10 protein-coding genes are annotated in these 12,093 nt (G+C 62.5%); 9 read left to right on the top strand and 1 reads right to left on the bottom strand.

Going from position 1 to position 12,093, the window contains the following annotated elements:
• Positions 1–282: 282 nt before the first annotated feature.
• Positions 283–1,188, bottom strand: coding sequence for a branched-chain amino acid ABC transporter permease (locus tag AC0L26_RS12390; protein ID WP_473632783.1), 906 nt, complete (start codon positions 1,186–1,188; stop codon positions 283–285).
• 99 nt (positions 1,189–1,287) lie between these two features.
• Here AC0L26_RS12390 and AC0L26_RS12385 point away from each other — a divergent pair, with 99 nt between their 5' ends.
• The 9 genes from AC0L26_RS12385 (at position 1,288) to AC0L26_RS12345 (ending at position 12,092) form a co-directional block, all read left to right on the top strand.
• Positions 1,288–1,899 (top strand): CGNR zinc finger domain-containing protein, encoded by a 612-nt coding sequence (locus AC0L26_RS12385; RefSeq protein WP_473633198.1) that lies wholly within the window; start codon positions 1,288–1,290, stop codon positions 1,897–1,899.
• Complete coding sequence (locus AC0L26_RS12380) at positions 1,892–2,431, top strand: hypothetical protein (protein WP_473632782.1); 540 nt, start codon at positions 1,892–1,894, stop codon at positions 2,429–2,431. Before AC0L26_RS12385 ends, AC0L26_RS12380 begins: the two co-directional genes overlap by 8 nt.
• Positions 2,432–2,650: 219 nt before the next feature.
• Positions 2,651–6,130 carry an indolepyruvate ferredoxin oxidoreductase family protein gene (locus AC0L26_RS12375; protein WP_473632781.1) on the top strand — a complete coding sequence of 1,160 codons (3,480 nt, stop codon included), beginning with the start codon at positions 2,651–2,653 and terminating at the stop codon, positions 6,128–6,130.
• 143 nt (positions 6,131–6,273) lie between these two features.
• A complete protein-coding gene (locus AC0L26_RS12370; RefSeq protein ID WP_473632780.1) occupies positions 6,274–8,586 on the top strand; it encodes a putative bifunctional diguanylate cyclase/phosphodiesterase in 2,313 nt (770 codons plus the stop codon).
• A gap of 217 nt (positions 8,587–8,803) precedes the next feature.
• The gene (locus AC0L26_RS12365) at positions 8,804–9,517 is read left to right on the top strand and encodes an N-acyl amino acid synthase FeeM domain-containing protein (RefSeq protein WP_473632779.1); all 714 of its coding nucleotides are present in this window, start codon (positions 8,804–8,806) and stop codon (positions 9,515–9,517) included.
• A gap of 188 nt (positions 9,518–9,705) precedes the next feature.
• Positions 9,706–9,855 (top strand): DUF3096 domain-containing protein, encoded by a 150-nt coding sequence (locus AC0L26_RS12360; protein WP_065006071.1) that lies wholly within the window; start codon positions 9,706–9,708, stop codon positions 9,853–9,855.
• Positions 9,856–10,058: 203 nt separating this feature from the next.
• On the top strand, positions 10,059–10,283 hold the full coding sequence (locus AC0L26_RS12355) for an aa3-type cytochrome c oxidase subunit IV (protein WP_473632778.1): 225 nt from the start codon (positions 10,059–10,061) through the stop codon (positions 10,281–10,283).
• A gap of 85 nt (positions 10,284–10,368) precedes the next feature.
• On the top strand, positions 10,369–11,667 hold the full coding sequence (locus AC0L26_RS12350) for a Re/Si-specific NAD(P)(+) transhydrogenase subunit alpha (RefSeq protein WP_473632777.1): 1,299 nt from the start codon (positions 10,369–10,371) through the stop codon (positions 11,665–11,667).
• Positions 11,667–12,092, top strand: a complete 426-nt coding sequence (locus AC0L26_RS12345) for a proton-translocating transhydrogenase family protein (RefSeq protein ID WP_077375054.1) — start codon at positions 11,667–11,669, stop codon at positions 12,090–12,092. The genes AC0L26_RS12350 and AC0L26_RS12345 overlap by 1 nt, the downstream gene beginning before the upstream one ends.
• The last annotated feature ends 1 nt before the right edge of the window (position 12,093 follow it).

Below are 12,093 nucleotides of genomic sequence, written 5' to 3'. Positions count from 1 at the left end.
AGCAGCGGCCCGTTCCCGCTTGTTTTTCGACGCGCCGCTGTGGCCCAACGGTATGCCGTGCGTGGCCCGGCGGGTCAACACAGGGCAGACCGAGTAAAACAATCTTGTGGGATGAGGAAGGGGCGAAACCGCCGCATGACTAGCGCATGACCCCGAAAACCGGAATCGATTTTCGCTGGGATCATGCGCAAAATCAAAGTGCTACAGCGTCCTTTGCGCGTCCGAGAGGACGCGCGGCGCTGTAGACGTCATGCAACCAAAGTCTACTCAGGTCCGATGCAATCAGACAATCTTGCTCTGGTCGCGGCCGGTGCCGATCAGCACCAGCATGGCGACCAGGAATAGATACATCCAGGCGTCGCGCCACTCGACCGGGAAATAGCCGGCCCATAGCGATTCGGCCATGCCAAAGGCGGCAGCGCCAAGTGCGGCCCGCAACGGCGAGAGATAGCCGCCCACCGCCGTGACGAACAGGATTTTCAGTCCGTAGACCAGGCCGGAGCCGAAGCTGATATTGCCGTAGTAAAGGCCGGCAAGGACGCCGGCCAGCGCCGCGCAAAGACCGCCGGCTAGCACCGCGTGCCGAAACACCCTACGCACGTCGACGCCGCACATGGCTGCGGCCTTGGGGTCGTCGGACACGGCGCGCCAACGCCGCCCGAAGCTCGAATGGGCCAACGCCCAGGCGGCGAGCCCGATGGTTGCCGCGACCGTCGCACAGTCGAGCAACTGTATGAGCGTCAGCGTGGCATTGAAATTGGGCCCTCGCGCGAAAATGATGGGCTGGGCCAGCATTGGCGGCAGCCACAGGTCGTGGGTGTTGGCGGCAATGCGGCTTGCCTCCGACAGGAGCAGCAATATGCCCAGCGTCGTCACCACGATCGCATTGGGCGTGCGGTCGGCAAGCGGCTCGAAGATGCAGCGCGACAAGACATGGCTGATCAGCGCCGCATAAAGGAACGCCGCCAAAATGCCGAGCACAACGGCCGCGAACAGGGTCAGCCACAGGGCCTGGTAGCCGAAGGCGGCGGTGAGGATCATCGTCTGTCCGCAAAACGCGAACAGCGCGCCATAAGCGAGGTTCGTCCGGTGCAGGACCCCGTTGGTCAGCACATATCCGAAGGCGAGCAGCGCATAGAGCGCGCCGGAATGCAGCCCGTTCAGGACCTGCTGGAAGAAATAGAGCATGCGAATTTCCTTGGATCGCGGAAAACCGCGCCCCTGCGAGAAGATTTGCACCGGGAATCTAACTTGTCAAATGCGATTCATTGGTTAGAAATAGCGCTCATGACGGTTTCATGGACTCCGCACCGCTTCACCGGCGGCATGCTTGCGCTCGACACGGCGAATACGGTCGTGCTGCGGTGTGATCCTCAGAAAACCTTCGATCGGTTCAAGGATCCCGCCGAGATCGCCCGTTTTGCCGACGCGGCAAGCCGCTTTCGCGCCGCCGAGCTTGGCGGCAGGCGGCTCGAAGCGCCGTTGGCGGACAAAATCGCGCCGACCGTGCTGTCGATCCGCGAGATGACCGACCGGCTGTTTCGTGGTGCGGTGTTGAAAGGTGCGGTCGCCACAGCCGATCTGCCTGGCTTCCTTGAAGCCTGCGCCGCGGGTCTCGCGCACAGCCGCACCGAGATCGGTGCGCCGGGACGGCCGTTCGGCGATGCGGCGACGCCCATCGCTTTCGAGGCGGCACTGGCGATTTCCGCACTGTCCCTGCTGCAAGGCGGCACCATCGCAAGGCTGAGGATCTGCCCCAATTGCACCTGGCTGTTCGTCGACAGAAGCCGCAATTCCAGCCGTCTTTGGTGCGACATGGCGGTGTGCGGCAACCGCCAGAAGGCGAGCCGCCACTATCGACGACGCCGAACGACGGCCGGAGGGATAATCAATGTCTAGGAAAATTTTGCGCCTGGTCGTGGTCGGCGCCGCGCTCGTGGCAGCGGCAACGCTCGGCGCCTGCCGCGATACCGGCAAGGACGGCGAAGGCAGATTGTTCGAGATTTCCGGCAAGCTGTTCGTCTTCAATTACCGGCTCGCGAGGGCGACCTATGTCGTCACGCTGAGACCGTTGCGGCCGATGGAGGAAGGGCAGGTCGCCGTCGCCAGCTTTCAGAATCCGGCCGGCGGCGAGCCGCTGATCGTCGAACAGAAAATCTGGCCGAAGCTCGGCAAGGTGTCGCTGGAGAGCCCGGCACTTTTCTGCATCGTCAAGGACAAGCCTTATGCGATTGCGATCAGCATCAAGAATGGCAACGGTACGGTCCTCCAGAAGATCGACACCACGCTGATGTCGACGCAGGACCAATCGGTCCTGCCCGACCGGCCGCTGGTCATCGACCAGCTCTATACGCCCAACCCCGAGCTTGCCGGCCATCCTGACGGCAAGCTGCCGGACGCACCTAAGCCCGACTGTTCGAAGGCCAGCTGACGCGTCACTGCCGGTATCGGCTGCGGCCGAAATTTTCGTGCGCTGTCGGGTTATCCGGTGCGCAACCTGATACGCTGCCAGCCCTTCACCGGATTGTTTGTTGCGCATCGCCTGGCATCTTCGATTTCGTTTGACCTGTCCGGCAAGGGGAGAAAGACTGATCCATCCAGCTCCGACGTTGGCCGCGCCTGAATGCGGTCTCCGCAGAGGAAGTGCCTGATGACGCTGCATGATGTCGCGCTCGACGACAAGTTCGATCTGGGAAAGGAGCGCATCTTCCTTTCCGGCGCGCAGGCGGTCATCCGCATGCTTTTGATGCAGCGCGAGCGCGACCGCCGGGCTGGCCTGAACACCGCCGGTTTCATCTCCGGCTATCGCGGCTCGCCGCTCGGCGGCCTCGACATGCAACTTTGGAAGGCCAGGAAGCAGCTCGCCCAGTCGGACATCGTCTTCCAGCCAGGTCTCAACGAGGAACTCGCGGCCACGGCCTGCTGGGGGTCGCAGCAGGCGGAATTGCTGGGTGAGGGCACGCATGACGGCGTCTTTTCGGTCTGGTACGGCAAGGGACCGGGCGTCGACCGCTCCGGCGACGTCTTCCGCCATGCCAATCTCGCCGGCTCGTCTAGACATGGCGGCGTGCTTGCCTTGATGGGCGACGACCACATGGCCGAATCCTCGACCAACGCGCACGCGACCGAGTTCCTGTTCGTCGACACCATGGTGCCGATCCTCAATCCGGCTGGTGTTCAGGAGATCATCGACTACGGGCTCTACGGCTTTGCCATGTCGCGTTTCGCCGGCACCTGGGCGGCGATCAAATGCGTCAAGGACAACATCGAATCGACGGCTTCGGTCGATGCCGCGCTCGAACGGCTTGATATCGTCGTCCCCGACTTCGACATGCCGCCCGGCGGCCTCAACATCCGCAACGAAATCGACATGCTCGGCCAGGAGGAGCGGCTGCATGAATACAAGCGCGCCGCCGCTTCGGCCTTCATCCATGCCAACGGGCTGAACCGGATCGTCTATTCCGGTGGACGTGCCCCGAAGCTTGGCATCGTCACCATCGGCAAGAGCTATCTCGACGTTCGCCAGGCGCTGGAAGATATCGGCGTCGACGAGGCCGCCGCCAACCGCATCGGTATCAGGCTGTTCAAGATCGGCTGCCCCTGGCCGCTCGACCTGCACCACATCGCCGACTTCGCTCGCGGCCTCGACACCATCGTCGTCGTCGAGGAGAAACGCTCGCTGATCGAGGTGCAACTGCGCGAGAACCTTTACGGCACCGCCACGCAGCCGGTTATCGTCGGCAAGAAAGACGAGCGCGGCGACGGGCTGTTCCCGGCCAAGGGCGCGCTCGATCCCAATGACATCGCCATAGCGCTCGGCGAGAGAATCTTGCGAACCATCGGACCGTCGGAAGAGATTGCCGCGCGGGTGGCGAAACTTCGCCAGTTCCAGGCAATGCTCGCCGACACGTCGGACATCGCCTCACGCACGCCCTTCTTCTGCTCCGGCTGCCCGCACAATTCCTCGACCAAGGTGCCCGACGGTTCGCTCGCCGCCGCCGGCATTGGCTGCCATTTCATGGCGCTGTGGATGGACCGCAACACCGTCGGTTTCACCGCCATGGGCGGCGAGGGTGCGCAATGGGTCGGCCAGGCGCCGTTCTCGAAGCGCGACCACATCTTCCAGAATCTCGGTGACGGCACCTACAACCACTCTGGTGCGCTGGCGATCCGCTTTGCGCTGTCCACCGACGCCAACATCACCTACAAGATCCTCTACAACGACGCCGTCGCCATGACCGGCGGCCAGCCGCACGAGGGCGGCCTGACCGTAGACATGATCGCCAGGCAGGTGCGGGCCGAGGGCGTCGAGCGTATCGCCATCGTCACCGACGAGCCGGACAAATATGCCGGCAAGGTCGAATTCCCCGCTGGCGCCACCGTCCATCACCGCGACGATCTCGACCTCGTCCAGCGCGAATTGCGCGCGGTCAGGGGCACATCCGTGCTGATCTACGACCAGACCTGCGCTGCCGAAAAGCGCCGCCGCCGCAAGCGCGGCACCTTCCCCGATCCAGACAAGCGCGTCTTCATCAATGAACTGGTTTGCGAAGGCTGTGGCGACTGCGGGGTGCAGTCGAATTGCGTGTCGATCCAGCCGGTCGAGACCGAATTCGGCCGCAAGCGCAGGATCGACCAGTCGAGCTGCAACAAGGATTTCTCCTGTATCAACGGGTTCTGCCCGTCCTTCGTCACCGTGCATGGCGCCAAGATCAGGAAGGCCGAGGGTATTGCCGGCACGACCGACCCGCTCGACGGCGTGCCCGGGCCCGTTGAATTCCCGCTCGGCGAGCAAGGCTGGGCGGCGATCATCGACGGCGTCGGTGGCACTGGCGTCGTCACCATCGGCGCGGTGCTCGGCATGGCGGCTCATCTCGAAGACAAGGGCTGCGGCATGATCGACATGGCCGGCCTTGCCCAGAAGGGCGGCTCGGTGTTCACCCATGTCCGCATCGCGCGCCGCCCGGACGATATCCATGCCATCCGCGTTTCGGCTGGGAAGGCCGACCTCGTGCTTGGCTGCGATCTCGTCGTGTCGGGCGCCCAAAAGGTGCTCGCCGCGGTGCGCGAGGGCCATACGATCTTCCTCGCCAACACCGCCGAGATCATGCCCGGCGAGTTTACCCGTTCGGCGGATTTCTCGCTGCCTGTCGAGCGGCTGAAAAAGGCGATCCGCACTGCCGCGGGCGACGACAAGGCGCATTTCTTCGACGCCACCCGCACCGCCACCGCGCTGTTCGGCAGTTCGCTCGGCGCCAACATGTTCATGCTCGGCTTCGCCTTCCAGCATGGCGGCTTGCCGTTGTCGGCCGAGGCAGTCGAAAAGGCGATCGAGCTCAACGGCCAGGCCGTGGCAATGAACGTCTCAGCCTTCCGCTGGGGCCGTCGCGCCGCCCACGAGCCGGATTTCGTCCGCGGCCTCGTCGCCCAGCCAGGCAAGACTGCACAGACAGCCGCTGTCGCCGACACACTGGACGACATTGTCGCCCGCCGCGTCGCCTTCCTCACCGCCTATCAGAACGCTGCCTATGGCAAGCGCTATGCCGACAGGCTGGCCGCGCTGCGCAAGGCCGAAGCCAAGGCAGTGCCGGGTTCGACTGATGTGACCGAGGCTGCAGCGAGGAACCTGTTCAAGCTGATGGCGATCAAGGACGAATACGAGGTGGCGAGGCTCTACACCGACGGCTCCTTCGCCGCCGAGCTGGGCAAGCAGTTCCAGAGCTACGACAAACTTGAATTCCATCTCGCGCCGCCGGTCATGGGCCGGCGCGGTAAGGACGGCAAGCCGAGGAAGTCGAGCTTCGGTCCCTGGATGATGAAGGGGTTCCGCCTGCTGGCAGCGATGAAAGCCTTGCGCGGCACGGTTTTCGATGTGTTCGGCTACAGCACGGAAAGACGCATGGAGCGACAGCTTCTTGCGCAGTACGAGGCCGATCTGGAGCTTATCGCCGGCGCGCTGGCGCCGGGCAAGGTCGAGGCCGCGGCAGCGCTTGCCTCGGTGCCGGCGCTCATTCGCGGCTATGGTCACGTCAGGCAAGCCAGTGCCGAAAAGGCGGCTGGCGAGCGGCAGAGGCTGCTCGATCGCCTGGGAAAGACGCCGGTGCGGTCGGAACTGCAAGCCGCCGAGTGAGCGATAGGCCCTGCTTACCGTGAAGAATGATCTCTTGCCTTACGCGGCTGAACTGGAATCGTGACAGGGCTCGAAACGGCCGCTCTAAACCTTTCTTAAGGCGAATGTGACACAGCTTGGCTCCCCAGGGTTGGGATTCAGGCGTGAATCTGAAGAGAAAAAACGAGATCCCGGTCGACGTCTATATCCCGTTCGTGGAAACTCTGTTTCGCGACGTGCTGACGCTGGCCATTGGATTCTCTGCCCAAACCCTGCTGGTGGTGCTGGTCTACTGGAAAACCAGGGATCCGACCTACCTCGCAGTGGCCGCCGGATTGCTGGTCGTCGCCTTCCTGCGCCTGCGCAATATGAGGAAATACCGCCGCGCCCCACCACCGAAGAATTGGGAGGAGGCGCGCCGCCGCGAGAATGATTACATTCTCTACGGCTCCATGCACGGTTTCATGTTGGGTGCCTTCTGTTTCGCCGGCATCTACCTGGCGCATGACAACTATGCTGAAATAGCCGCCGTCTGCGTTACGCTGGCGTCCGCTACGGCGATAGCCGGCCGCAATTACGGCTCGCCGAGGATGGTCATGATCTTCATCATGACCATGACATGGTCGATCTCTCTGGGCTTCATCCTGCGCGGCGATGTCTATCATGTCATACTCGGTCTGATGTCGGCTCCCTTCCTGTTCGCGATCAAGCGTTTTGCCGATGTGGTCAGGGAGGTGCTTTTCGCCGCTCTGTCAGAGGAAAAGAAGGCGAACCGCATCGCCCAGCGCTTCAATCGGGCGCTAAACACCATGTCGCATGGGCTTGTCATGCTCGGCCCTGACGGCCGGGTGGCGGTGGCCAATGCCGAAGCCGCGCATCTGATGTCGCTCAAATCGCCCGACGTGCTGCTCGGGCGGTCGATCCATGGTCTGCTGATGCGCGGCGTTGCCGGAGGCATGCTGGCGCCGAAGGACTGCCGCTACATCGAAGCCCAGCTGACACGCGCCCTGCGCGAAGGCCGCGACCGCAAGGTTCTCGTCTCGCTTGCCAACGGACAGCATTATGAGTTCTCGGCGCGCGAAGGCAGTCAGGAGCTGGGCGTCATCACCTTCGAGGATGTGACGGCTCGCGTCGAGGCGGAAGACAAGATCCGCTTCATGGCGCGTTACGACAACCTCACCGGTCTGCCCAACCGCGCGTACTTCCACGAGCTGATCGGAGAGGCGATGGCCTCAGGCGATCTTGAGCGTCTGTGTGGGCTCGCCGTGCTCGACCTCGACGACTTCAAGAGCGTCAACGACACGCTTGGCCATCCGGTTGGCGACGGATTGATCTACGCCGTCGCCGAGCGGCTGGCGGCGGTCGCTGGACCAGGCATCACCGTCAGCCGTTTTGGCGGCGACGAGTTCATGATCTTTTTCGACCGCATCGAGGGCGAAAGCCACCTGGTCAGCCAACTCGACGAGATTTTCGTTGACCTGCAGGGCGAGGTCGACGTCGCCGGCCATGGACTGCGCATCCAGGCCAGCGGTGGCGCGGTGCTGTCGCGGGTCAAGGATACCGATGTCGACGCCATGATCGTCAAGGCGGACCTCGCGCTCTACAAGGCCAAGGAACTCGGTAAGAACACTTGGCGGCTGTTCGAGGCATCGATGGATGCCGCTTTCCGCAATCGCCAGCTGATGAAGGCGGATCTGCGCACCGCGGTGGAAAGCAAGGGGTTGCGGGTGGTCTATCAGCCGATCGTGGCGATGAGCACGATGCGCATAGACAGTTGCGAGGCGCTGTGCCGTTGGGACCACCCCGATCTCGGGCCGATTTCGCCCAGTGTCTTCATTCCACTGGCGGAAGAAATGGGCATTATTTCCGAGATCAGCACTTTTGTCCTGCTTGCGGCGTGCACCGAATGCGCCAAATGGCCCGCACAGACCAGTGTCTCGGTCAATCTCTCAGCCAAGGACTTCCGTAACCGCGACGTCGTCCAGAAGGTTAGCGATGCGCTCGCCATTTCCGGTCTCGCCCCCGGTCGCCTGGAGATCGAGGTCACCGAGACGGCGCTGCTCGACGACAAGTCGCTGACGCGTCAATATATCGAGGAATTGAGGCGGCTTGGCGTGCGCATCGCGCTCGACGATTTCGGCACCGGCTATTCGAGCCTGAGCTATCTCCACAAACTGCCGCTCGACAAGATCAAGATCGACCGTTCGTTCCTGATGGATGTCACCCAGAACAGCCGTTCGCTCGAACTGCTCAAAGGCATCGTCAATCTGTCACGGCCGCTGGGGCTTTCGGTCACCGTCGAAGGCGTCGAAACCTTCGAGCAGCTCAAGATTCTGGCGCTGGAGGTCAAGCCGGATCTCGTCCAGGGTTTTCTGTTCGGTTCAGCGCTCAGCGCATCCGGTATCGAGACCATGTCGAGCACGGTCTGGCCCTTCGCCAAGGATATCAAGACGGCCCGGAAGTCGACGCGTCGCTGATTCCTGCCGCTAGAAAATATCGTACTTTAGTACAATTGTCCCAATTATTAACCTTAATGACTGGTAAATGATCCCTATCTTGTTTTCATCTTTACATCGTACGACCCTGCCTTAGTGTCGGTTGCGGGGGTAGTTTGCGGGGTCCGAGTTCATGGTTATTGAGTTGATTTCGCCTCGCCAGGCGGCGAGCGCGAACCGGAGTGATGCGTCTGACGCCATGTCTGGCTTTGCCAGGAATGTCTCGGCGATGCTCGAGCGCACCGAATACCGCCGATGTGACAAGGGCGAAGACCTCGAAGACATCTACAGGTTGCGCTACAAGTCCTATCGTCTGAGCGATATGGTCCCGGAAAATCCCGACCATATTGTGCATGATGAGCTCGACGAAGCGGCCAATTGCTCGAAATTCGGAATGTATATCGACGGCGTTCTAGTCAGCACGCTACGCATTCACCATGCCAGCGGCGCCACGCCGCAGTCGCCTTCCACGACGGTCTATGGTGACATATTGCACCCCATGCTGGCGTCTGGTGCACATTTTGTTGACCCCAGCCGCTTTGCCGCCGATCCGGACTGGTCGCGGGTCTATCCGCAGATTCCATATCTGACGCTACGCCTCGCTGGCATGGCATGTTTTTACTTCGACGCGCCTTATTGCCTCTCCACCATCCGCCCGGAACATGCAGGCTTCTACCGTCGCATTTACTGTTCCGAGCAGATCGGCGAGTTACGCGATTATCCGGGCCTGAATTACAAGGTCGTGCTCTACCGCGCCAACGTCAGCGCCATCCGCGAACGGTCTTTCTCACGGTTTCCGTTCTTCCGGTCGACACCGATGGAGCAGCGCATGCTGTTCGAAGCGCTTAGCGCCGGCGAACTCGCGCCGCTGACCATCCTGCCCACTGCCAAGTATTTTGGCGAAGCCGCCTGATGCATGCCGGCCAGAAGTCCGCAGCGACTTTCGGCCGGCGATAGGCATCAAAACAAAGACGCGATATGTAGCATCTTTAGAACCGGCTGGAGCTTTCCGGCCGCTTCGGCGTTCTGCCAAGCGCGCCGGTGGCGCATGAACGACGTCGACCCGCATAGGGTTGGCGGCAATTATCGAAAGGAACCGACATGACCATTTCCACGCTCGCACTCACACCGCTGATCTCGCTGATTGCCGGCGTGCTGATCCTGGTGATGCCACGGCTCCTCAACTATATCGTTGCGCTCTATCTAATCGTCGTCGGCCTGCTTGGGCTATTTCCGCAACTCGCCGGCTGAAAATGCCGGCTGGCGCGGGCGAGCGTTAGCCGGCAAGCAAACGCGAGGTGGCAGCCACTGGTCGCCCCTGGCGCGTCGTCCTGTGGCTGGCAGCTTCAACTTTTCTTTGACGCTGTTGTCTTCGACGATGCGGCAATAGCGCCATTGCCCTCAGCCTGGCTTTTCGCTATGTGCCTGAAAGATGTCTTCGAAGGGGTATTCCTATGGCTGATCATGCGCCGACCGGTCCTGTCGAACTGGGCGCGAAGATGGACTATGCCGAGCATGACCGCACCTATGCCGGCTTTGTCATGCTCGCCAAATACGGTTCGCTCTTTTGCGCCGCCGTGCTTCTGGCAATGGCTTTCGGCTTCTTCGCGGGCGGCTTCTTCTCGGGGTTCATCCTGTTCGTTCTGATCCTCGCCGTCGGCGCTTTCATTCTCAGGTAAGTTCTTCAAAACCCCTTGCCCGTGACATCGCCGGAGATCCGGCCGGCGTCCTGCGCAGACAGGTTCCAGCCGAAAGGATCATGCGGTGGGACAGACGGTTTTCATCCCTCGTGAGCTCGATGCGAACGAGCCGCGCGTTGCGGCCTCGCCTGACACGGTGAAGCGGCTGGCGGCGCTGGGGCTCGACGTTATCGTCGAAAGCGGCGCCGGCACGGCATCGCGCATTCCCGACGAGGAGTTCGCCAAGGCCGGCGCTGTGATCGGTAAGGCCGGCGATGTCGCCAAAGCCGATGTGGTGCTGAAGGTGCGCCGGCCCAGCGAAGTGGAACTGAACGCCTATCGTGCGGGCACTGCCGTCATCGCCATCATGGATCCCTACGGCAACGACGTCGCGGTCGCAGCACTTGCCAAAGCCGGTGTCACCGCCTTCTCGATGGAATTCATGCCGCGCATCACCCGCGCCCAGTCCATGGACGTCCTGTCCAGCCAGGCCAACCTTGCCGGCTACCAGGCGGTGATCGACGCAGCTGCCGAATATGACCGGGCGCTGCCGATGATGATGACGGCGGCCGGCACGGTACCGGCGGCGAAAGTCTTTATAATGGGCGTCGGCGTCGCCGGCCTGCAGGCAATCGCCACCGCAAGACGGCTCGGCGCCGTCGTCACAGCCACCGATGTGCGTCCCGCCGCCAAGGAACAGGTCGCCTCGCTGGGCGCAAAGTTCCTGGCGGTCGAGGACGAGGAGTTCAAGGCGGCCGAGACCGCTGGCGGCTATGCCAAGGAAATGTCGAAGGAGTATCAGGCCAAGCAGGCGGCGCTGACCGCCGAGCACATCGCCAAGCAGGACATCGTCATCACCACGGCGCTGATCCCCGGCCGCCCGGCGCCGAAGCTGGTCTCGGCGGCCATGGTCGCCTCGATGAAGCCCGGCTCGGTGATCGTCGACCTCGCGGTCGAGCGCGGGGGAAATGTCGAAGGAGCCGTGCCCGGGCAGGTGGTAACCACGGCCAACGGGGTAAAAATCGTCGGCCACCTCAACGTACCGAGTCGCGTCGCGGCATCCGCCTCGCTGCTCTATGCCAGGAACCTCTTCGCGTTCATCGAGACGCTTGTCGACAAGGCCACGAAGCAGCTTTCCATCAACCGCGACGACGATCTGGTCAAGGCGACGATGCTGACCGATGGCGGCCAGGTCGTGCATCCGGCTTTCGTCAGGGTTGAGCAAGCGCCGCGTGTCGAACCGCCGGCGATCCCGGCCCAAACGATGGTCGCCGACGCTTCCGCGAAACCGGCTGCTGCAAAGAAGGCCGCGCCCAAGAAACCGGCCGCGCCCAAGTCGCCCCCATCGAAGTCGCCCGCATCGAAGTCGAAAGGGACCGCGTGATGGACCAGACCTTGCAGAAAGCTCTCGACCAGCTCGACCAGGCGACCGCTGCCGTCCGGCTCGCGGTGCAGGACCTGGCCACCGCTCCGGGCGGCACCGATGCGGCAGCCGACGCTGCGCACGCGTTGTCCGGCGGGGCGATCGATCCCTTCGTCTTCCGTTTCGCCATTTTCGTGCTGGCGATCTTCGTCGGCTATTACGTCGTCTGGTCCGTCACGCCGGCTCTGCACACGCCGCTGATGGCCGTCACCAACGCCATTTCCTCGGTGATTGTCGTCGGCGCGCTGCTTGCCGTCGGCATTTCGGCGTCCGGCATCGCCACCGGCTTCGGTTTCGTCGCGCTGATGCTGGTCTCGGTCAACATCTTCGGCGGCTTTCTCGTCACCCAGCGCATGCTGGCCATGTACAAGAAGAAGGACAAGTAGA

This window comes from Mesorhizobium sp. WSM4823 (assembly GCF_055811195.1).
Note: the sequence above shows the minus strand (reverse complement) of the source record. Positions and strands in the feature narration are given on the sequence as shown.

Coding starts and splice junctions, on each gene's coding strand:
- AC0L26_RS12385 (WP_473633198.1), top strand. CDS start 1,288: ATGACGGTTTCATGGACTCCGCACCGCTTCACCGGCGGCATGCTTGCG.
- AC0L26_RS12360 (WP_065006071.1), top strand. CDS start 9,706: ATGACCATTTCCACGCTCGCACTCACACCGCTGATCTCGCTGATTGCC.
- AC0L26_RS12345 (WP_077375054.1), top strand. CDS start 11,667: ATGGACCAGACCTTGCAGAAAGCTCTCGACCAGCTCGACCAGGCGACC.
- AC0L26_RS12380 (WP_473632782.1), top strand. CDS start 1,892: ATGTCTAGGAAAATTTTGCGCCTGGTCGTGGTCGGCGCCGCGCTCGTG.
- AC0L26_RS12375 (WP_473632781.1), top strand. CDS start 2,651: ATGACGCTGCATGATGTCGCGCTCGACGACAAGTTCGATCTGGGAAAG.
- AC0L26_RS12355 (WP_473632778.1), top strand. CDS start 10,059: ATGGCTGATCATGCGCCGACCGGTCCTGTCGAACTGGGCGCGAAGATG.
- AC0L26_RS12365 (WP_473632779.1), top strand. CDS start 8,804: ATGTCTGGCTTTGCCAGGAATGTCTCGGCGATGCTCGAGCGCACCGAA.
- AC0L26_RS12390 (WP_473632783.1), bottom strand. CDS start 1,188: ATGCTCTATTTCTTCCAGCAGGTCCTGAACGGGCTGCATTCCGGCGCG.